At 73.5% G+C, this 19,217-nt stretch carries 21 protein-coding genes; 9 read left to right on the plus strand and 12 right to left on the minus strand.

Annotated features, from left to right (window positions below):
* Nucleotides 1-19: 19 nt before the first annotated feature.
* Nucleotides 20-874 (minus strand): sterol desaturase family protein, encoded by an 855-nt coding sequence (locus tag OIB37_RS09040; protein WP_330457015.1) that lies wholly within the window; start codon nt 872-874, stop codon nt 20-22.
* A 365-nt stretch (nt 875-1,239) separates the two neighbouring features.
* On the opposite strand from OIB37_RS09040, the gene OIB37_RS09045 reads away from it, so the two are divergent.
* The 5 genes from OIB37_RS09045 (at nt 1,240) to OIB37_RS09065 (ending at nt 6,169) form a co-directional block, all read left to right on the plus strand.
* Nucleotides 1,240-2,226: a DEDDh family exonuclease gene (locus tag OIB37_RS09045; protein ID WP_330457016.1), complete on the plus strand. Its 987-nt coding sequence runs from the start codon at nt 1,240-1,242 to the stop codon at nt 2,224-2,226.
* Nucleotides 2,227-2,372: 146 nt separating this feature from the next.
* On the plus strand, nt 2,373-2,606 hold the full coding sequence (locus OIB37_RS09050) for a hypothetical protein (RefSeq protein WP_330457017.1): 234 nt from the start codon (nt 2,373-2,375) through the stop codon (nt 2,604-2,606).
* Nucleotides 2,607-2,622: 16 nt separating this feature from the next.
* The gene (locus OIB37_RS09055; protein WP_330457018.1) at nt 2,623-3,453 is read left to right on the plus strand and encodes an SURF1 family cytochrome oxidase biogenesis protein; all 831 of its coding nucleotides are present in this window, start codon (nt 2,623-2,625) and stop codon (nt 3,451-3,453) included.
* 134 nt (nt 3,454-3,587) lie between these two features.
* Entirely contained in the window at nt 3,588-5,408 is a 1,821-nt protein-coding gene (locus tag OIB37_RS09060; protein ID WP_330457019.1) for a glycoside hydrolase family 15 protein, read from the plus strand.
* Nucleotides 5,409-5,413: 5 nt separating this feature from the next.
* Nucleotides 5,414-6,169 (plus strand): SDR family oxidoreductase, encoded by a 756-nt coding sequence (locus OIB37_RS09065; RefSeq protein ID WP_330457020.1) that lies wholly within the window; start codon nt 5,414-5,416, stop codon nt 6,167-6,169.
* A 140-nt stretch (nt 6,170-6,309) separates the two neighbouring features.
* Here OIB37_RS09065 and amaP read toward each other — a convergent pair whose 3' ends face one another.
* The 5 genes from amaP to OIB37_RS09090 are packed head-to-tail and all read right to left on the minus strand — an operon-like array spanning nt 6,310 to nt 8,682.
* Nucleotides 6,310-6,891 (minus strand): alkaline shock response membrane anchor protein AmaP, encoded by a 582-nt coding sequence (gene amaP, locus OIB37_RS09070; RefSeq protein WP_330457021.1) that lies wholly within the window; start codon nt 6,889-6,891, stop codon nt 6,310-6,312.
* A gap of 5 nt (nt 6,892-6,896) precedes the next feature.
* Nucleotides 6,897-7,541 carry a DUF6286 domain-containing protein gene (locus OIB37_RS09075; protein ID WP_330457022.1) on the minus strand — a complete coding sequence of 215 codons (645 nt, stop codon included), beginning with the start codon at nt 7,539-7,541 and terminating at the stop codon, nt 6,897-6,899.
* Complete coding sequence (locus OIB37_RS09080) at nt 7,538-7,960, minus strand: hypothetical protein (protein ID WP_443058131.1); 423 nt, start codon at nt 7,958-7,960, stop codon at nt 7,538-7,540. The genes OIB37_RS09075 and OIB37_RS09080 overlap by 4 nt, the downstream gene beginning before the upstream one ends.
* Nucleotides 7,957-8,151 carry a hypothetical protein gene (locus OIB37_RS09085; protein WP_330457024.1) on the minus strand — a complete coding sequence of 65 codons (195 nt, stop codon included), beginning with the start codon at nt 8,149-8,151 and terminating at the stop codon, nt 7,957-7,959. Before OIB37_RS09085 ends, OIB37_RS09080 begins: the two co-directional genes overlap by 4 nt.
* A 54-nt stretch (nt 8,152-8,205) precedes the next feature.
* Nucleotides 8,206-8,682 (minus strand): Asp23/Gls24 family envelope stress response protein, encoded by a 477-nt coding sequence (locus tag OIB37_RS09090; protein ID WP_330457025.1) that lies wholly within the window; start codon nt 8,680-8,682, stop codon nt 8,206-8,208.
* Nucleotides 8,683-8,769: 87 nt separating this feature from the next.
* Between OIB37_RS09090 and OIB37_RS09095 the strand changes: the two genes are divergently transcribed.
* Nucleotides 8,770-9,504: a nucleopolyhedrovirus P10 family protein gene (locus OIB37_RS09095; protein ID WP_330457026.1), complete on the plus strand. Its 735-nt coding sequence runs from the start codon at nt 8,770-8,772 to the stop codon at nt 9,502-9,504.
* A 96-nt stretch (nt 9,505-9,600) separates the two neighbouring features.
* Here OIB37_RS09095 and OIB37_RS09100 read toward each other — a convergent pair whose 3' ends face one another.
* The 3 genes from OIB37_RS09100 to abc-f all read right to left on the minus strand — a co-directional run bounded on the left by OIB37_RS09100 (nt 9,601) and on the right by abc-f (nt 12,686).
* Entirely contained in the window at nt 9,601-10,401 is an 801-nt protein-coding gene (locus tag OIB37_RS09100) for an enoyl-CoA hydratase/isomerase family protein (RefSeq protein WP_330457027.1), read from the minus strand.
* A gap of 129 nt (nt 10,402-10,530) precedes the next feature.
* Entirely contained in the window at nt 10,531-10,752 is a 222-nt protein-coding gene (locus OIB37_RS09105) for a helix-turn-helix domain-containing protein (RefSeq protein WP_004002281.1), read from the minus strand.
* Nucleotides 10,753-11,087: 335 nt separating this feature from the next.
* Nucleotides 11,088-12,686 (minus strand): ribosomal protection-like ABC-F family protein, encoded by a 1,599-nt coding sequence (gene abc-f, locus OIB37_RS09110; protein ID WP_330461799.1) that lies wholly within the window; start codon nt 12,684-12,686, stop codon nt 11,088-11,090.
* A gap of 342 nt (nt 12,687-13,028) precedes the next feature.
* Here abc-f and ypfJ point away from each other — a divergent pair, with 342 nt between their 5' ends.
* Both ypfJ and OIB37_RS09120 read left to right on the plus strand, forming a co-directional pair.
* Entirely contained in the window at nt 13,029-13,916 is an 888-nt protein-coding gene (ypfJ, locus tag OIB37_RS09115; RefSeq protein ID WP_330457028.1) for a KPN_02809 family neutral zinc metallopeptidase, read from the plus strand.
* Between the two features lie 90 nt (nt 13,917-14,006).
* Complete coding sequence (locus OIB37_RS09120) at nt 14,007-14,420, plus strand: VOC family protein (RefSeq protein WP_330457029.1); 414 nt, start codon at nt 14,007-14,009, stop codon at nt 14,418-14,420.
* 148 nt (nt 14,421-14,568) lie between these two features.
* Here the strand turns inward: OIB37_RS09120 and OIB37_RS09125 are convergent, their stop codons facing one another.
* The 3 genes from OIB37_RS09125 to OIB37_RS09135 form a co-directional block, all read right to left on the minus strand.
* Nucleotides 14,569-15,849 (minus strand): hypothetical protein, encoded by a 1,281-nt coding sequence (locus OIB37_RS09125; RefSeq protein ID WP_330457030.1) that lies wholly within the window; start codon nt 15,847-15,849, stop codon nt 14,569-14,571.
* Nucleotides 15,850-16,190: 341 nt separating this feature from the next.
* Nucleotides 16,191-17,318, minus strand: a complete 1,128-nt coding sequence (locus OIB37_RS09130) for an alpha/beta hydrolase (RefSeq protein ID WP_330457031.1) — start codon at nt 17,316-17,318, stop codon at nt 16,191-16,193.
* Between the two features lie 71 nt (nt 17,319-17,389).
* On the minus strand, nt 17,390-18,079 hold the full coding sequence (locus OIB37_RS09135) for a class II aldolase/adducin family protein (protein WP_330457032.1): 690 nt from the start codon (nt 18,077-18,079) through the stop codon (nt 17,390-17,392).
* Between the two features lie 239 nt (nt 18,080-18,318).
* Between OIB37_RS09135 and OIB37_RS09140 the strand changes: the two genes are divergently transcribed.
* Nucleotides 18,319-19,074 carry a lysozyme gene (locus OIB37_RS09140; protein WP_330457033.1) on the plus strand — a complete coding sequence of 252 codons (756 nt, stop codon included), beginning with the start codon at nt 18,319-18,321 and terminating at the stop codon, nt 19,072-19,074.
* The last annotated feature ends 143 nt before the right edge of the window (nt 19,075-19,217 follow it).

Genomic DNA, 19,217 nt, shown 5'->3' on the forward strand with positions numbered 1-19,217 from the left:
GTTCACGGTACGCCGTCGCTCACTCGGGCCGCGCGTCGAGGGTGGGTGCCGGCTGCCAGCCGGGTCCCCGGAACACCCGCCCGGCGCGTTCGCGCCACCCGGACGCGTTCCTGAGGTCCCGCGCGATGGCCGCGTACTCGTGCGTGGCCACCTTGATCGGGTTGAACGTGTCGATGTTCTTGGTCAACCCGTAGACGGGCCGTTCCGCCTCCGCGGCGAACGTGCCGAAGAGGCGGTCCCAGACGATGAGGATCCCGCCGAAGTTCCGGTCGAGGTAGCCGCCCTGGGAGGCGTGGTGCACGCGGTGGTGGGAGGGCGTGTTGAACACGGACTCGAACCACCGGGGCATCTTGTCGATCCGCTCGGTGTGGATCCAGAACTGGTAGACGAGGTTGACCGAGGAACAGAAGGCGAGCGCGGCCGGGTGCACGCCGGCGGCGACGAGGGGGACGTAGAACGGCCAGACGGTCAGCGAGGTCCAGGGCTGGCGGAGCGCGGTGCTGAGGTTGAACTTCCTGCTGGAGTGGTGGACGACATGGCAGGCCCACAGGACGCGGATCACGTGGTGGCCGCGGTGGGACCAGTAGTAGAGGAAGTCCTGCGCGAGCAGCATCGGCGCCGGCGTCCACCACAGGACGGGCACGCGCAGCGGGGTGAGGGCGTAGACAGCCGTGTAGATCGCGACGACGGGGATCTTCCACAAGGCGTCGAAGGCGAGGCTGCCGAGCCCCATGGACATGCTCGTCGCGGTGTCCTTCGCCTCGTATCCGGCCGCCTCCTCGTCGGGATGGAGGCGGACGCCGATCATCTCGACGACGGTCAGCAGCAGGAAGGCGGGTATCGACCAGACCACGGCATCGGGGAGGTTCGGCATGGGTGCACCGTAGAGCCGCCGGCCGGCCGGGAACAGAGGTTGTTACCCATAAGTATGGCCGGGCCCCCGCCGCCCGCGGTGAAGGCGAGGAGGCCGGCCCAGGCCGCGTGACCGGGGCCGGCCGGTTCGTCCGGGCCGCCGCTCGGCTCCACGCGCACGTGCGCCTTCCGCGCGTCCCGCGCGGTGAGGCCCGGCCGCCGCCCGGACCAGGCCCCGCGCCCCCAACAGCCGTGCCGGCTCGGCCGGTTCCGCGGCCTTCCGGGCACGCACGGGCGTACGGGAGCCGAGCGCGGGGCCGGACCGCGGGCCGGACCGCGGCACCTCAGGGGCGGCGCTGTCAGTCGGGGCCCGTATCCTCAGTGACCATGCTCGAAGACCGTGCGACCGCAGTGTCCGCCCCCACCCAGTGGCCGGCCGCGTACCCGAAGGGATACGCGGTCGTTGACGTGGAGACCACCGGCCTGGCCCGGGACGACCGGATCATCTCCGCGGCCGTGTACCGGCTGGACACGCGCGGCGAGGTCGAGGACCACTGGTACACGCTGGTCAACCCCGAGCGCGATCCGGGCCCCGTGTGGATACACGGACTGACGAGCGACGTGCTCGAAGGGGCGCCGCTCTTCGCGGACGTCGCGGAGGAGTTCGCGGCCCGCCTGGACGGCCGGGTGCTGGTGGCGCACAACGCGGTCTTCGACTGGCAGATGATCGCGCGGGAGTACGCGCGCGCAGAGCGCGAGGCGCCGGTACGGCAACGGCTGTGCACCATCGCGCTGTCCAAGGAGCTGGCGCTGCCGCTGCCCAACTTCAAGCTGGAGTCGCTGGCAGCGCACTTCGGGGTCGTACAGCAGCGGGCGCACCACGCGCTGGACGACGCGCGCGTGCTCGCGGAGGCGTTCCGGCCCAGCCTGCGGGCCGCGGCGGCAGGCGGCGTACGGCTGCCGCTGCTGGAGTGCCGCCCGCTGACGGAGTGGTCGGACGCGCCCCGGATCGGCCGGCAGGCGAGCGGAAGTCACGGCGACCACCGGCAGGGCGGTTGGCGCCCGTCCCGGAAGCGGCCCGCCTGTCCCTACCCCAACCCGGGGCGGTACGAAGACGGCAGACCTCTCAAGCAGGGCATGCGGGTGGCGTTCTCCGGCGACACGTCCACCGAACGGGAGCTGCTGGAGGACCGGGCGACCGAGGCCGGGCTGCACGTGGCGACCAGCCTGTCCCGGCTGACCAGCCTGCTGGTCACCAACGACCCCGACTCCGGCACCTCGAAGGTGGTGAAGGCCCGCCAGTTCGGCACGCCGGTCGTGGACGAGGCGGCCTTCGGGCAACTGCTCCGGGACGTCGAGCCCGCCGCCGGATGACCGCGCCCGGGCGACCACGCCCGGGTGACCGTGCCCGGGCGATCGCGCCGAGCGACCGCACCGAGTGACCGTACGGATGGGTGATTGTCGGCGACTCGCCCGGCGCCCGCTCGCCCGGGAGTCGGTGACGGCTCACCCTGTGGCGCATGGCGAGATGCGAAGTTTGCGGCAATGACTACGGAATGACCTTCGAGGTCCACGCACAGGGTGCTGTGCACGTGTTCGACTGCTTCTCCTGCGCGATCCACCGTATGGCCCCGATCTGCGAGCACTGCCGGGTGCAGATCATCGGGCAGGGCGTGGAGGTGGACGGCCACTGGTACTGCGGCGCCCACTGCGCGCGGGCCGAGGGGAAGACGGGGGTGGTGGACCGGGTGTGACCCGGTACCCGCCCGAATGCACCCCACGGCCCGGGGGTACCGTCGTGGGGTGCACCGCTACCGCTTCCTGCTGACCCTCCAGTGGGTGATCCTCACCCTCGTCTCGATCGCCCTGATCCCGACGATGATCAAGCTCGGTTTCTGGCAGCAGCACCGGTACGAGGAGCGCACGGCCCGCAACAACCTGGTCACGAGCGCGCTGCACGCCAAGCCGGTGCCGGTGGAACGGCTCACCTCCCCCGGGCACGCCGTGACCCGCACCGAGAGGTACCGGACCGTCACCGCGACCGGCGCCTTCGACCCCTCCCGCGAGGTCGTGGTCCGCCGTCGGACCAACTCCGACGGCGAGGTCGGCTTCCACGTCCTGACCCCGTTCGTCCTGGCGGACGGCAGGGTGCTGCTGGTCAACCGCGGCTGGATCCCGGCGAACGGGGTGCAGACCGCCTTCCCCAGGATCCCCGCGCCACCGGCCGGCCGGGTCACCATCACCGGCCGGCTGAAGCCCGACGAGACCACCGCGGCGAGCGGCATCAAGAACGTCAAGGGCCTGCCCGACCGGCAGATCATGCTGATCGACAGCGCGCAGCAGGCGCGCCGGCTCGGCGCGAAGGTGGTCGGCGGCTACGTCGAGCAGACCGCGCCGGAGCCCAGGGGCGACTCACCGGAGCAGATCACCGACCCCGGCAGCGAGGACGCCCCGCTGAACTACGCGTACATGATCCAGTGGTGGCTGTTCGCCGCGGCCGTGCCGGTGGGCTGGTGGTTCCTGGTCCGCCGCGAGATCCGCGACCAGGAGGAGGCGGTGGCCGAGGGCACGCCGGAGGAGCCGGAACCGGCCGCCGTCTGACGGCCGCCCGAGCCACCCTCCCGGTGGGCCCGGCGCACCTGGCACACCCGGCGCGCCCGGCGTGTCCCGGAGAAACGTCACTCCCCCGGCGCACCACCTGATTGGCCCCCAGGGTCGCAGGGAAACCGCATCCCGTGAACGCGCGCATCGAGGACTACGCCCTCATCGGGGACGAGCAGACCGCGGCCCTGGTCGGCCTGGACGGCTCGATCGACTGGCTGTGCCTGCCCCGCTTCGACTCCGGCGCCTGTTTCGCCCGGCTCCTGGGGGACGAGGACAACGGTCACTGGCGGATCGCCCCGAAGGGCGCGGACGTCTGCACGCGCCGCGCCTACCGCCCCGACACCCTCGTCCTGGACACCGAGTGGGAGACCGCCGAGGGCACGCTCCGCGTCACCGACCTGATGCCCCAGCGCGAACGCGCCCCCGACGTCGTCCGCATCGTCGAGGGCGTCAGCGGGCGGGTCACCGTACGCAGCACGCTCCGGCTGCGCTTCGACTACGGGTCCATCGTCCCGTGGATGCGCCGCTCCAACGGCCATCGGGTGGCCGTCGCCGGGCCGGACTCGGTGTGGCTGCGCACCGAGCCCCATGTGCGCATCTGGGGCGAGGACTTCGGCACCCACGCGGAGTTCACCGTGGGCGAGGGCGAGCGGGTCGCGTTCGTGCTGACCTGGCACCCCTCGCACGAACCGCGTCCGCCGCTGATCGACCCCTACGCGGCGCTCAGCACCAGCGTCCGGGACTGGCGGCGCTGGACGAACCGCTGCCGCTACGAGGGGCCGTACCGGGACGCCGTCGTACGGTCCCTGCTCACGCTCAAGGCCCTCACCTACCGCCCGACCGGCGGGATCGTCGCCGCGGCCACCACCTCGCTGCCCGAGGAACTGGGCGGGGTGCGCAACTGGGACTACCGCTACTGCTGGCTGCGCGACTCCACGCTCACCCTCGGCGCCCTGCTGTCCGCCGGTTACAAGCAGGAGGCCGAGGCCTGGCGCGACTGGCTGCTGCGCGCGGTCGCGGGCGACCCCGCGGACCTGCAGATCATGTACGGCCTGGCGGGCGAGCGGCGGCTGCCGGAGTGGGAGCTGCCCTGGCTGGCCGGCATGGCCGGCTCCCGCCCCGTACGGGTCGGCAACGGCGCCGTCGACCAGCTCCAGCTGGACGTGTACGGCGAGGTGATGGACTCGCTGGAGCTGGCACGCGCCGCCGGCCTGTCCACCAAGCCGCACATGTGGTCGCTGCAGTGCGCGCTGATGAAGTTCCTGGAGTCGGCCTGGCGGCAGCCCGACGAGGGCCTGTGGGAGGTGCGCGGCGGTCGGCGGCAGTTCGTGCACTCCAAGGTGATGGTGTGGGTGGCCGCCGACCGCGCCGTACGGACGCTGGAGCGGCATCCCGAGCTGACCGGCGACCTGGCGGCCTGGCGGGCGATGCGCGACGAGGTACACGCCGAGGTGTGCGAGCGGGGCTACGACCCACGGCGCAACACCTTCACCCAGTACTACGGTTCGCGTGAACTGGACGCCTCGGCGCTGCTGATCCCCCGCTTCGGCTTCCTGCCGCCCGACGATCCGCGGGTGATCGGCACGGTCGACGCGATCCGCGCGGACCTGGGCCACGACGGCCTCGTGCGCCGGTACGACACCGACGCCGTCGGCGTCGACGGGATGCCCGGCGGCGAGGGCGCCTTCCTCGCCTGCTCGTTCTGGCTGGCGGACGCCCTGCACATGACGGGCCGCCCCGACGAGGCCCGGGAGCTGTTCGAGGAGCTGGTGGGCCTCACCAACGACGTGGGTCTGCTGGCCGAGGAGTACGACGCGGTGGCCGGCTGCCAGTTGGGCAACTACCCGCAGGCCTTCAGCCACATCGCCCTGGTGAACAGCGCCCTCACCCTGTTCGGGGACGAGCCGGTCGTGGGGGCCGGAGACTGCCGGGACGGCCACGGGGCAGGATAGGGGCCATGGATCTTGGACTGAAGGACCGGGTGTACATCGTCACCGGCGCCACGCGCGGGCTGGGCCACGCCGCCGCGCGGCAGCTGGTGGCCGACGGGGCGAAGGTGGTCATCACCGGGCGCGACGAGAAGCGGGTGGCCGAGGCGGCCGCCGAACTGGGCCCGGACGCGGTGGGCGTGGCCGCCGACAACAGCGACACGTCGGCTCCGGAGCGGCTGATCGCGGCCGCGCGGGAGCGTTTCGGCCGTTTCGACGGCATTCTCATCAGCGTCGGCGGACCGCCGCCCGGGTTCGTCGCCGACAACACGGACGAGCAGTGGCGTGACGCGTTCGAGACGGTGTTCCTCGGCGCGGTGCGGTTCGCCCGCGCCGCCGCGGCCGCGCTGGAGCCGGGCGGGGTCATCGGGTTCGTGCTGTCCGGGTCGGTGTACGAGCCGATTCCGGCACTGACGATCTCCAACGGGCTGCGGCCCGGACTCGCCGGTTTCGCCAAGTCCCTCGCGGACGAGCTGGGGCCCCGGGGCATCCGGGTGCTGGGGCTGCTCCCGGCGCGCATCGACACGGATCGCGTGCGCGAGCTGGACGGGATGTCGGCGGACCCCGAGGCCACCCGCGCGGCCAACGAGTCCCGGATCCCGCTGCGGAGGTACGGGAAGCCGGAGGAGTTCGGGAAGACCGCGGCGTTCCTGCTGTCTCCCGCGGCCTCTTATCTGACCGGGATCATGGTGCCGGTGGACGGGGGCATGCGGCACGGGTTCTGACGGCCCGCCTGTTTGAGGAGGTACGTGGCCGCGCGGGACGCATGACACGCGCGGGGACGCTCGGGCCGCGCGGGCCGCACACGGATACGCGCTGGATGCGTCCCTTGGGCCGGCGTCACCGCCCGGGCCGGGCCCGGTGGTCAGGTCACCCGGTCCGCACGGTGTCTGACCGCCTTCAGCCGTACCTCCGTCGGGAGTGACGCCAGGCCCGCCGACTCCCGCGCGTGGGCCAGCGCATGGGTGGTGAAGTCGGTCAGCGCCGCCTCCGGGGCCGCGTCCGGCTCCAGCCGGAGCCACGCGCGGGCCCTCGGGGCCGTACGGCGGCCCGTCAGGACGACCGTCGCCGAGGCCACGCCCTGCCGACGGGCAGCGTCCTCGGCGACGGCGGCTTCCAGCGTCCTGCCCCTCAGCAGGGCGCTCCCGCCGTCGCCGGTGTCGATCAGGAGCTCGGCCGTCCGGTGGCGGCGCAGGACGGACGCCAGCCACCACAGGGCGAGCAGGACGAGGACGGCCAGGCCCGCGATGACGGCCGGCCACCACCAGCCGGCGTTCCGCCAGCGGGTGCGCTCGGCGGCGCTGAGCAGGGCGTCGTGCGGGCCGGAGTGGATCCACCAGTGGGGCGGCGGCGCGCCGAGGCCGACGGCGAGCACCGACCCGCCGAGCGCGAGCAGCAGCAGGCCCACGAGTGCGAGCAGGACGCGGTTGACGGTACCTCCGCGCATGGTTGTCAGCCCTTCTTCCGTCCGGGGCGCCGGACCCGCACCGACACCGCGGGCGGGCGGGTCAGACCGAGTCCCTGGACCGCGTCGGCGAGCGTGGCGTCCAGGTCGGCGTGGACCTCGTCGAGGTCGCGGAAATGCGCGTCCGCGCGGACGTCGGCCTTGCCGCGGCGCATCCGCACGCGTACCGCCCGTACGCCGGAGATCTCCATGGCCCGGTCGCGCAGCACCAGGGCCGCCGCCTCGCGCGCCAGCGCGGCACGCACGTCGGGGCGCGGGCGCAGCATGGGCAGCAGGCGGCGCAGGCCGGGAGTGACGGCGAGGAGGATCAGCCACATGCCGAGGGCGGCGACGACGGCCGCCCCCGCCAGCACCCAGGTGTCGTCCAGCGGGCGTCCCGCGAGCTGCCGGGCCAGCGCGCGGCGCCAGTACATGGCGGGGTGGTCGGCGCGGACGGCGCAGACGTCGTACAGCAGGAGGCCGGCGCCGGCCAGGAGGAGCAGGGCGACGATGCCCGCCGGGACGCGGCGCGGCGACCAGAAGCGGCCGCTGCCGGCGGGGAGCGGGAGCGCCGGGGTCTTGGGGGGCCTGCCCGGGTCCTCGGGGACGGGCAGGGGCCGGGTGGGGTGCTCGGTCGGCCGGGGCTCGCTCATGGCGTCCTCCCGTGTGGCTCGCCGGGTGCCGGGGTCAGGTGCAGCCGCTCGATCTCGACGGCGACCTCCGGCACCGCCATGCCCGCCAGCTCGCCCACCCGCTCCACGACGTGGCGGCGTACGGCGGCACAGCGGGCGCCGATGTCGCAGGGATGGGCGAGTTCGAGGTGGACGCGGACGCGGGCCGTGGCGACCGGGGTGGCCTCCCCCTGCGCGCGGCGGGGGGACTGATGGCGTACGACGACCGTGGCGTGCGGGGCCGCGGCGCCCTCGGGCAGCGGGGTGAGCGCCTCGCGCGCGGCCTGCGCGGCGATCTTCGCGACGACCCGGTCGGCGATCCGGGTGGCGCCGCGTTCTCCCGGCGGCACGACGGTCAGGGGCGGGCGTGCCGTGCCGGTCTCCGGGTTCACGGCGGTCACCGCCGCCGGTCGCGCCGGTCGCCCCGGGTGTGGAAGAGGTCGCCCAGCTCCAGGTCGCCCTCCACGAACCTGCCGACCACGAAGCCGACGGCCCCCAGCGCGGCCACCAGCAGAAACGCCCCGAACCCGCCGAAGTATCCGGCGAATCCCAGTGCCATTCCGGCGATCATGCCGACCACGGCCATGCTCATTCCGCGCTCCTCAGCTCGTCAGACATGCTCTGCCGGATGTCCCGTGCCCGGGTCTCACTGGATACGAGGCTGCTCGGGCTGCTCCTCCTCCTCGTCCGGGAGTTTGACGTCGCTCACCGCGATGTTGACCTCGACGACCTCGAGTCCGGTCATGCGTTCCACGGCGGCGATCACGTTCTCGCGTACGGCGTGGGCGACATCGCCGATGGACACGCCGTAGTCCACGACGATCTCCAGGTCCAGCGCGGTCTGCACCTCGCCGACCTCGGCCTTCACACCCCGGCTCACCGCCTTGGAGCCGCCGGGCACGCGGTCGCGCACGGCTCCGAAGGTGCGGGCGAGACCGCTGCCCATGGCGTGGACCCCGACCACGTCCCGTGCGGCGAGCCCGGCGATCTTCTCCACGACTCCGTCGGCGATGGTCGTCCGTCCGCGGGTCGCCGGGTCCCCGCCGCCACGCCGGATGGCCTTGCGGACGGACACCTGCGCCTCGGTGTCGGTCTCCAGCGTCGTCGTTGTGTTCTCGGTCATCGTGGCCCGTCCCTTTCGGTCGTCCTTCACGGACCACCGTAAGCACGCTTTCCCCATCGCGCGCCGGAGATGCGGCAGGCTGGAGGAATGACGTCGGACGGATGGACCCAGGCGGTACGGCAACAGCTCGGGCTGGGCAGGCTGCTGCCGCTCGGCAGCGCGCGGGACGGCGCGTGGATCGCGGAAGGGGCGGTCGCGGCGGTGCTGGGGGGTGCGGTGGCGCGGGAGGTGCCGGAGGTGCGGCTGGGCGTGCCGCGGATCTCGCTCGCCGATCCGGAGGACGTCGACGAGCCCGTCGTACCGCCCCCGCCGAGTGCGCTGCCGCCGGGCGCGCTGCGGGTGACGGCGGACTTCGCGGCGGCTCCGGGCGAGCCGCTGCCCGCGACGGCGGCCCGGCTGCGGGCGGTGCTGGCGGCGGCGTCCCGGCGCCTCGGCCTCGAGGTCACGGAGGTGGACCTGCGGGTGACCGACCTGCTGGAGGCGGCCGACGGGCAGCCCGCGCCGGTGCGCCCGCCGCGGCCGCCGGCGGCCCGGGAGGCCACGGACCCCGAGGAGTCCCGCGCGGCCGCGGCCGCGCTCGCCGTCCCCGGGGTCGCCCGGCTGACCGGCTCGCTGGGGGGTCTGGGCCGTGCGGTGCACATCGAGCAGCGGGCGGAGGGGGCCGGGGAAACGGCCTCCCTGCCGCGGCTGCACGCGCGCGTGGAGCTGGCGACGGCCGCGGACGAGCGGGCCGTGGAGGTGGCCCGGCGGGTACGCGAGGCCGTACGGGGCGCGCTGGCCGGTCACCCGACGGTGGCGGTGCTGGTCACGTCGGTGGGGTGACCGGCTGCATCCGGGAACTGGGGCGACCGGCTCTGCCCGGGAAGCGGGGCGACAGGCTCTGCCCGGGAAGTGAGCCGGTCCGCGTGGCGCGGGCGGTCAGTCGCCGATGCCGGCCAGGTCCCGCAGGCGCCGGGCCTGGGCGGCGCGTTCGGCGGCGCGCTGCTCCTCGTACGTCCGGTCCGCGGCACCGCGCAGCAGCGCCTTGGTCTCCACCACGGCGTCGCGCGGTGCGGCAAGGAGCGCGGTGACCAGGTCCTGGACGGCGCCGTCGAGTTCCTCGGTGGGCACGGCGAGGTTGGCCAGCCCGGAGGCCACCGCCTCCCCGGCCTGGACGAAGCGCCCGGTCGCGCAGATCTCGAGCGCGCGGGCGTACCCCACGAGACCGACGAGCGGATGCGTGCCGGTCAGGTCCGGGACCAGGCCGAGGCTCGTCTCACGCATGGCGAACTGCACGTCGTCCGCGACGATGCGCAGGTCGCAGGCGAGCGCGAGCTGGAACCCGGCACCGACGGCGTGTCCCTGGACAGCGGCGACGGACACGAGGTCGCTGCGTCGCCACCAGGTGAACGCCTCCTGGTATCCGGCGATGACCGCGTCGAGCCCGGCGTCGTCACGGCGCGCGAGATCGATGAAGGTCGGCTCGCCCTCGATCCCCTCGGGGGTGAACATCTGCCGGTCCAGCCCTGCGGAGAAGGACTTGCCCTCACCGCGCAGCACGACGACACGGACGGAGCCCGGCAGCAGTCGGCCCGCTTCGGCCAGGGCACGCCACAGAGCGGGGCTCTGCGCGTTGCGCTTGGCCGGGTTGGTCAGCGTCACCGTGGCGAGCGCGTCGTCGACGGTGAGCCGTACGCCGTCCTTGTCGAGGACAGGAGCGACGTCCTGGGGCGAAGCCATGGTTGCGCCTCCGATGGGTGCGGTCGTCACGCAGTGCCGTACGGCATGCGAAGTGACTGCACAGTAACCACCCGGCCGATCAGGTCATCGACCGGGTGGCCACCATCGAAGCCGATGGGCCGCCCGGAATCAGGACGATGCGGCCTTCTTGCCCCGCGTCGCACCGCCACGCCCACGAAGCGTGACGCCCGACTCGCTGAGCATCCGGTGCACGAAGCCATACGAGCGGCCGGTCTCCTCGGCCAGCGCTCGGATGCTCGCACCGGAGTCGTACTTCTTCTTCAGGTCTGCCGCGAGCTTGTCGCGCGCGGCGCCGGTAACCCGGCTGCCCTTCTTCAGAGTCTCGGCCACCCGTGCCTCCTCATGGGAAGTGCGCTCTGGTCTCCTCATGATCACCCCTCCGGGGCGTGATGGCCACCCATTCGGCAAGGTCCGTGAGACATCGTTGTGACGACAGGAGCGGGTCCCCACATACGGAATCACGCATTCCACGGCGTGGCGCTCGCACGGCCGAACGGGTGGATTCGCGAAGTGCCAGGTCAGGGACGCGAAACGGCCGACCCCTTGGTGCTCAAGGGATCGGCCGCGAAATCCGTGTACGACACACCTCGGTACGAGGAGATCTCACACAGATGGTGGATCACGGATCGGCTGAATGATCCATACGCAGTGGATCAGGCGTTCGATCAAGCCAGGGCGACGAGATCCGCGTAGTCGGAGCCCCACAGGTCCTCCACGCCGTCCGGGAGCAGGATGATCCGCTCCGGCTGGAGCGCCTCCACGGCGCCCTCGTCGTGGGTGACCAGGACGACCGCGCCCTTGTAGGTGCGCAGGGCACCGAGGATCTCCTCGCGGCTGGCGGGGTCGAGGTTGTTGGTCGGCTCGTCGAGGAGCAGGACGTTCGCGGAGGAGACGACCAGGGTGGCGAGGGCGAGACGGGTCTTCTCGCCGCCGGAGAGGACTCCGGCGGGCTTGTCGACGTCGTCGCCGGAGAACAGGAACGAGCCGAGCGTCTTGCGGACCTCGACCAGGTCCAGGTCCGGGGCGGCCGAGCGCATGTTCTCCAGGACCGTGCGCTCGGGGTCCAGGGTCTCGTGCTCCTGGGCGTAGTAGCCGAGCTTGAGGCCGTGGCCGGGGACGACCTCGCCGGTGTCGGGCTGCTCCGCTCCGCCGAGGAGGCGCAGCAGGGTCGTCTTGCCGGCGCCGTTGAGGCCGAGGATGACGACCCGGGAGCCCTTGTCGATGGCCAGGTCGACGTCGGTGAAGATCTCCAGCGAGCCGTACGACTTCGACAGGCCCTCGGCCATCAGCGGGGTCTTGCCGCAGGGCGCGGGCTCGGGGAAGCGGAGCTTGGCGACCTTGTCGGACTGGCGGACCGCCTCCAGGCCGGCGAGCAGCTTGTCGGCGCGCTTGGCCATGTTCTGCGCGGCGACCGTCTTGGTGGCCTTGGCGCGCATCTTGTCGGCCTGCGAGTTCAGCGCGGCGGCCTTCTTCTCGGCGTTCTGCCGCTCGCGCTTGCGGCGCTTCTCGTCGGCCTCGCGCTGCTGCTGGTAGAGCTTCCAGCCCATGTTGTAGACGTCGATCTGGGCGCGGTTGGCGTCCAGGTAGAACACCTTGTTGACGACCGTCTCGACCAGGTCGACGTCGTGGGAGATCACGATGAAGCCGCCGCGGTAGGTCTTCAGGTAGTCGCGCAGCCAGACGATCGAGTCGGCGTCGAGGTGGTTGGTGGGCTCGTCGAGCAGGAGCGTGTCGGCGTCGGAGAAGAGGATCCGGGCCAGTTCGATACGGCGGCGCTGACCGCCGGAGAGCGTGTGCAGCGGCTGGCCGAGGACGCGGTCGGGCAGGTTGAGCGCGGCGGCGATGGTGGCGGCCTCGGCCTCGGCGGAGTATCCGCCCTTGGTGAGGAACTCCGTCTCCTGGCGCTCGTACTGCTTGAGGGCCTTCTCGCGGGTGGCACCCGCGCCGTTGGCGATGCGCTGCTCGTTCTCGCGCATCTTGCGGATCAGCACGTCGAGGCCGCGCGCGGACAGGATGCGGTCGCGGGCCAGGACGTCGAGGTCGCCGGTGCGGGGGTCCTGCGGGAGGTAGCCGACCTCGCCGGAACGGGCGATCTGGCCGGCGGCCGGGATGCCTTCACCGGCCAGACACTTGGTGAGGGTGGTCTTGCCCGCGCCGTTGCGGCCGACGAGGCCGATGCGGTCACCCTTGGCGATACGGAAGGTGGCGTTCTCGATGAGGACGCGCGCACCCGCGCGCAGCTCGATACCGGAGGCGGAGATCACGGACATACTCCAGGGCGTACAGGGTGGGCGGTGGGCGGCTGAGGGCGTTCCCGCCGTCTAATGCGCGAGGAGAATGGCCATGGGCCAAGTCTAACGGGGCCGTGCAAGGGGTTTTCCTTGCGCCCGCGTGTCCGCGCCGGTCCCCGGGGCGGACGTTGCCTGGTGGCGCGCGGTCCGGGGACCCCCGAGCGGGGCGGGCTGTGGCGTACGGCACTCCGCCGGGGGTGATCGGCGCGGGCGTACCCCGTTCGGGGGTTCGTTCGGCGGGGTCGGAGCTGGTCGGGTAAGGATGGCGCCAGGACGCGGGCGACGGGCGCGGCGTGGGCAGAGGACGGTGGGCGCGTGCAGTTCGACGACGACGCGGGTCTGGACACGTCCGAGGTCCAGGACGCCCGCAGGAGCCGGATCCCGGGCGGCCGGGCGACCATCGGCGGCGGTCTCGTCGGCCTGGTCGGCCTGCTGCTGGCGCTCTTCGTGGGCGTCGGCCCCGATCAGCTCGGCCTGACCGACGGGGACTCGCCCACGTCGACCTCCTCCTCCCTCTCCGAGGTCCAGCAGACGTGCCGCACCGGGCGCGACGCGAACACCCGGGACGACTGCCGGGTGGTGGCGGTGGTCAACAGCGTGCAGGACTACTGGACGCAGGAGTTCCGGCAGCACGAGGCCAGGTACACCCCGGCGCCGACCGTCTTCTTCAACGGGCAGATCTACACCGCCTGCGGCGCGGCGACGTCGGCGGTGGGGCCGTTCTACTGCCCCCGGGACCGGAAGGTCTATCTGGACCTCGGTTTCTTCGACGAACTGCGGACGAAGTTCGGGGCGAGCGGCGGGGCGTTCGCCCAGGCGTACGTCGTGGCGCACGAGTACGGCCATCACGTGCAGGACCTGATGGGCACCCTGGGCCGCACCCAGGACGGGCTGGCCGGCGCCAACAGCAACTCGGTGCGGACGGAGCTGCAGGCGGACTGCTACGCCGGGGTGTGGGCGCACCACGCGACGACGACGCCGGACGAATCGACGGGCCGGCCGCTGATCACCAGCCTGACGCAGGCCGACATCCAGGACGGTCTGGACGCGGCGGCGGCCGTGGGTGACGACCGGATCCAGGAGCGGTTCCAGGCGAGGGTGACGCCGGAGACGTGGACGCACGGCTCGGCACAACAGCGGCAGCAGTGGTTCGGGCAGGGGTTCCGGACCGGGGACCCGGCCCGGTGCGACACGTTCCGCTGAGGCGGGGCCTGCCGCGCCGAGGCGTTGTCGGTGGCGGCTGCGAGACTGAACGGCGAGTCTCCACAGGACCGGCACGAAGGAGTGATCGGTATGGCGGGTACGGGCGGTGGACGGCCGAGTGTCTATCCGGCGCTGCTGTACACGGACGCGAGGGCGGCGATCAGACAGCTCACGGAGGCCTTCGGTTTCACCGAGCTGTCGGTGTACGAGACGGAGAGCGGCACCGTGCTCCACGCCGAGCTGGTCCAGGGTGCCGGCGCGGTGATGGTCGGCTCCAAGGGGCGCGGTGGCGTCTTCGACACGGTGATGAAGGACGCGGGGCCCGCGGGGGTGTACGTCGTCGTGGACGACGTCGACGCCCACCACCAGCGGGCCGTGGAGCACGGCGCCGAGATCCTGATGCCCCCGACCGACCAGGACTACGGATCGCGGGACTACATGGCCCGGGACGCCGAGGGCAACATCTGGAGCTTCGGGACGTACGCCCCGGAGATCGGCGTCTGAGCGGCACCTGAGAGGCCCGCGCACCGCTGCCGCGGGCCGTCCCCCGGCGCCGCCCACTCCCCCGGTCGGCGCCCGGCCGCCCCGAAACCCCCGACGGCGCCCGGTCGCCCACCCGGCCGCGCCTGCCTGTCCCTCGGCTGTCCCGCGGCTATCCCCCGGTGTGGACCTGGAAGGCGGCGCGGCGTACGGCCTTGGCGAGGGCCGGGTCGGGGTGGGCGGCGGCGAGCGCGACCAGGACCTGCACGGTGCGCGGGTGACCGACGGCACGCACCTCGTCCAGCAGCATGGGCACGGTGGGCTGCACCGCGGCCTCCAGGTGCCGTACCAGCACGTCCGTCTCTCCGTGGTCGGCGACGGCGGCGGCCGTGTCGACCCACAGCCACGTGGCCTCCTCGCGGGTGAGCACCTCGTGGGCGTCCTCCGGGTCGACGCCGTCGTGCTCGGCGAGCCACAGCAGTGCGTACGGTCTGAGCGCCGGCTCGTCCAGCACGGCGCGCACGTCGGGCTCGGCGGGGGCGCCGACGACGCGCAGCGCCTCGAAGGCGAGGCCGCGCAGCAGGGCGTCCTCACCGCGGGCGGCGTGGATCAGTTCGCCCACGGCGCTGCCGACGGGGCGGGCGGCGAGCCAGGCGCGGTACTCGGCGCGGGCCGCGTTGGGGCGGAGCTGGGCGCAGCCGCGGAGCATGTCCTCGGCGGCGTGCTCGATGTTGCCTGCGGGGCTCTGCGCGGCCACGCAGATCTGCTCCAGCTTGACCCAGACCGCCCAGCTGCCGAGCGGGGTGAGCGTGGCGTGGCCGTCGCCGTGGGTGAGGGCGCCGACGGCGGCGAGGGCCTCGACGGCCCAGTCCAGGAGGGGGTCCAGCCGGGTGCCGGGGGCGGCGGGCACGGGCTCGGGCGCGGGTGCGGGTGCGGCCTGGCCGAGCGGTTCGGCGGAGCCGGGCGCGTAGGAGACCTCGCAGCGCGCGGTGCGCAGTTCGGTGACCCGCTGCTGGAGCAGGTCGAGCAGCTGCTCGACCGGGACGGGACCGGCGGAGAGCTGGAGGAAGGAGAGCACCTGGGGCATGGCCGAGACCACTTCGGCGACAGCGGCCGGCTCGTGGTCCTCGGGCTCGGGGCAGGCGAGGGACCAGGCGTCGAAGAGCGCGACCCAGCCGCGCAGCACGGCGCTGTCGTCGCGGTCCCAGGCGCGCAGGCGCCAGCTGGGGCGCGCGGTGTCCCCGTGCACCTCGACGAGTCCTGCGAGGCGGGCGGTGTCCCACTCGGCGCGGACCTGGGCGGCGCTCAGGCCGAGTTCGGCGGCGGCGAGTTCGGCGGTCGCCGCGGAGAGGGTGGCCTTGCCGTCGGCGGTGGCGCCGTCCCGGCCGGGGCCCAGGGAGGCATCGGCCCAGCGCGCGACGCGGACCGCGCCGAGCAGACCGGTGCGCGCCATTCTGGCCAGTTCGGAGGGGGCGGGGGTGCCCTCCGGAGGCCGGGGTGCGGAGCGGCGGGGGCGGCGCTGGTTCACAGCTCTGGGGGCGGCGGCCAGGGGTCGAGGTCGGACGAGTCGGAGCCTGGAGTCGCGCGGGATACGGGACGTCACGGGGTGCAGTCTTCCGGTTGACGGTCCGAAAACCCAAACGGAATGTCACGGGGGGCGACGAAGCTGGCCAACGCACGGTGCGACGTGACGGGTGAGGAGACGTGATCAGGCCAGTCGTACGGCTGTGCGCGCCCTTGAGCGGAACGGCGGGAACCGGTCCGCGGCCCGGTTCCCGGAACGTGCCGGGCGGCTCACATCAGCGGGATCAGGAAGCGGCGCAGGCGCTCCTCGTACTCCTCGGGGTTCACGTTCCACATCGCCGCGTGCGGGGCCTGCGGCACGGGGTGCAGGGCGACGAGGTCGGGGCGGCGCTCGGCGAGGCGGCGGGAGTACTCCCACGGGGCCACCTGGTCGTCCGGGCCGTGGAAGATCAGGGTGGGTACGGCGAGCAGTTCGGGGTCGGTGGTCTCGGTGACCTGGTCGGCGGTCAGTCCGGCACGGCCCTGCGCGGCCCGCACCGCGAGCGGCAGCAGGGGTCCGGGGGTGTGGTGGGCCCGGGCGAGGGCGCGCAGCGTGGCCTCCCAGTCGAGCACCGGCGAGTCGAGGACCAGGCCGGCGATGCGGTCGCGCACGGCGGAGTGCTCGGCGGCGCGCAGGGCCATGGTGGCGCCGGTGGACCAGCCGAGCAGGACGACCCGGCGGGCGCCGTAGCGGACGGCGTAGCGGATCGCCGCGTCGACGTCGCGCCACTCGGTCTCGCCGAGGTGGCTCAGGCCGTCCGGCGGGCGCGGGGCGCCGAGGTCGCCGCGGTAGGCGAGGGCGAGGACGGGCACGTGGCGCTCGTGCAGGAACCGCATGACGTTCATGGCCTGCTCGCGGGTGGTGCCCAGGCCGTGCACCGCGATCACCCAGGTGTCCCGTGCGCCGGGCACGAACCAGGCGGGCAGGGCGCCCAGCTCGCCGGGCACGTCGATGTCGGCGTGGTCGAGGCCGAGGGCGGTGCTCGGGTTGCCGACGTACACGTTCGGGGTGAGCCAGACGTCGTCGCCGGCGGCGAGGGTGCCGTGGGTGACGCGTTCGAGGCGGCGTACGACGGTGTCGGCGGTCTGCCCGGCCGAGGGCGTCACCGGGCCGACGACCGCGTGGGAGCCGTCACCGGCCAGGCCGTAGGTGCCGGGGCGCAGGGAGGCCAGGTGGCGGGTGAGCGTGATCCGGCCGGGCGCCGTCGCGTGCACGGTGAGCCGTGGCTCGGTGGGCAGCGGGCGTCCCGGAGGCGCCTTCAGCGCGGCGGCACTCGCCAGCCGTCCGGCGGCCACGGCCGCCGCCCCGGCGGCCAGCACGGTGGTGAGGGCGGCGGCGGCCGCTTTGGCTGTACGCACCCGTCCAGTGTCGTGGGCGTCACCGGCCCCGGCCAGCGGAGGGGCGGGGCCGGTGCGGGTGCGGGCGGCCGTCACGCCCGCTGGCCGTACCCCTTCAGCCGTCCTGCGACCTCCGACAGCTGGGTCTGCGTCAGGAGGGACGGGCTCAGCCCCGGCACCGAGGACGCGGTGAGCCACAGGCGGCACATCCACTCCAGTTGGGCGGTGTGGTCGTAGGCGCGGCCGAGGGTGGGGGCGTAGGTGATCGTGCCGTGGTTCTGCAGGAGGCAGGCGGAGCGGCCGGCGAGGGCGCGGAGCATGTTCCGGGCCAGTTCGTCGGTGCCGTACGTCGCGTAGGGCGCGACCCGGACGGGGCCGCCGAGGGCTGCGGTCATGTAGTGGATCGCGGGCAGCTCGGTGACGAGGGTGGAGACGGCGGTGGCGTGCACGGCGTGGGTGTGGACGACCGCGCGGGCGTCGGTGGTGCGGTAGACGGCGAGGTGCATGGGCAGTTCGCTGGTCGGTACCAGCGTGCCGAGCAGTTGCCGGCCGTCGAGGTCGACGCCGGTGATGTCCTCGGGGGTCAGCCGGTCGTAGGGCACGCCCGAGGGCGTGACCAGCACGATGTCCCCGACGCGCGCCGAGACGTTGCCGGAGGTGCCGACGACCAGCCCGTCGGCCACGGTCCGCCGGGCCGTCGCGACCAGCTCCTCCCAGACCCGCGCCTCCTCGCCGTCCGCTTCCCTGACTTCCCCGTCCGCGTGCCGCCGCTGTTCAGCCATGCGGCGATCCTGCCAGGCGGCCCGGCCTGCGGGGAGAGGGCCGACCGCCCGATTCGGCCCGCCGGGGCGGACGTACGCCGGCCGCCGCCGAACGGCCGTCCCCGGCGCGGCGGTCGTACCACCGAACGAGCGGACATCGCCGCGAGGCGGCCGTAAATCGGCGGCCCCGGCGACGGCCCGGCGTTCAATGATCCTTCTCGCCCGCTGGACCCCGCTCCGCCGCCACCCCGGGGGGACGCATGGCCCGTGATCGCACACCTTCCCGCAGCCGCGCCGGCGTCCTCGCGGCGGCCACGGCGGCGCTCGCCCTCGCGGGTTCCCAGGCCGTCGCCGCCGGGCCGTCGGCGGCCGTGGCGGGCCTGCCCAGGGGGCACGACGTGTCGTCCCATCAGAAGCACGTCGACTGGGCAGCCGTCCGGTCGCGGGGCGCACGGTTCGTATACGTCAAGGCGACCGAGTCCACGGACTACCGCAACCCGTACTTCGCCCGGCAGTACGGGGGCGCGCGGCGGGCGGGCCTGATCCGGGGCGCGTACCACTTCGCCCTGCCGGACCGGTCCTCCGGCGCACGTCAGGCCGCCTTCTTCGTGCGGCACGGCGGAGCCTGGCGGGCGGACGGGCGGACGCTGCCGCCCGCGCTCGACATCGAGTACAACCCGTACGACGCGCACCACAAGTGCTACGGGCTGAGCCGGACCCGGATGGTGCGCTGGATCCGGTCGTTCAGCGACGAGATCAAGCGGGAGACGGGCCGCCGTCCGGCCATCTACACCACCACCCACTGGTGGAAGGCGTGCACCGGCAACAGCCGCGCCTTCGCCGCGAACCACGCGCTGTGGATCGCCAGTCACGGCACGCCGGACCCCGGATCGCTGCCCGGCGGCTGGCGGCACTGGACCTTCTGGCAGTACGGCATCAAGGGCGGTCTACCGGGTGACCAGAATCTCTTCAACGGGTCCCCCGGCAGGCTGCGGGCCTTCGCGCGCGGCCGTTGACCAAGTGGCGCCTGGGGCGTCGGTCCCGAGCGGAATCCAGACCCCCCGATCCGGACACCACCGAGCCTGCCTCAGTTCACCTTCCGTTCACCCGGGTTGCTTACGGTCCAACAGCCAATGACCTCGAACGATTGCCTGGGTAA

The organism is Streptomyces sp. NBC_00820, assembly GCF_036347055.1.
GTDB lineage: Bacteria > Actinomycetota > Actinomycetes > Streptomycetales > Streptomycetaceae > Streptomyces.

What these genes read in the sequence shown, in the direction of transcription:
- OIB37_RS09125 (WP_330457030.1), bottom strand. Translation starts at nt 15,849, where the DNA reads ATGGCGCGCACCGGTCTGCTCGGCGCGGTCCGCGTCGCGCGCTGGGCC.
- OIB37_RS09065 (WP_330457020.1), top strand. Translation starts at nt 5,414, where the DNA reads ATGGATCTTGGACTGAAGGACCGGGTGTACATCGTCACCGGCGCCACG.
- OIB37_RS09120 (WP_330457029.1), top strand. Translation starts at nt 14,007, where the DNA reads ATGGCGGGTACGGGCGGTGGACGGCCGAGTGTCTATCCGGCGCTGCTG.
- OIB37_RS09040 (WP_330457015.1), bottom strand. Translation starts at nt 874, where the DNA reads ATGCCGAACCTCCCCGATGCCGTGGTCTGGTCGATACCCGCCTTCCTG.
- OIB37_RS09100 (WP_330457027.1), bottom strand. Translation starts at nt 10,401, where the DNA reads ATGGCTTCGCCCCAGGACGTCGCTCCTGTCCTCGACAAGGACGGCGTA.
- OIB37_RS09050 (WP_330457017.1), top strand. Translation starts at nt 2,373, where the DNA reads ATGGCGAGATGCGAAGTTTGCGGCAATGACTACGGAATGACCTTCGAG.
- OIB37_RS09090 (WP_330457025.1), bottom strand. Translation starts at nt 8,682, where the DNA reads ATGACCGAGAACACAACGACGACGCTGGAGACCGACACCGAGGCGCAG.
- OIB37_RS09095 (WP_330457026.1), top strand. Translation starts at nt 8,770, where the DNA reads ATGACGTCGGACGGATGGACCCAGGCGGTACGGCAACAGCTCGGGCTG.
- amaP (WP_330457021.1), bottom strand. Translation starts at nt 6,891, where the DNA reads ATGCGCGGAGGTACCGTCAACCGCGTCCTGCTCGCACTCGTGGGCCTG.
- OIB37_RS09045 (WP_330457016.1), top strand. Translation starts at nt 1,240, where the DNA reads ATGCTCGAAGACCGTGCGACCGCAGTGTCCGCCCCCACCCAGTGGCCG.
- OIB37_RS09075 (WP_330457022.1), bottom strand. Translation starts at nt 7,541, where the DNA reads ATGAGCGAGCCCCGGCCGACCGAGCACCCCACCCGGCCCCTGCCCGTC.
- OIB37_RS09135 (WP_330457032.1), bottom strand. Translation starts at nt 18,079, where the DNA reads ATGGCTGAACAGCGGCGGCACGCGGACGGGGAAGTCAGGGAAGCGGAC.
- OIB37_RS09055 (WP_330457018.1), top strand. Translation starts at nt 2,623, where the DNA reads ATGCACCCCACGGCCCGGGGGTACCGTCGTGGGGTGCACCGCTACCGC.
- OIB37_RS09140 (WP_330457033.1), top strand. Translation starts at nt 18,319, where the DNA reads ATGGCCCGTGATCGCACACCTTCCCGCAGCCGCGCCGGCGTCCTCGCG.
- OIB37_RS09085 (WP_330457024.1), bottom strand. Translation starts at nt 8,151, where the DNA reads ATGAGCATGGCCGTGGTCGGCATGATCGCCGGAATGGCACTGGGATTC.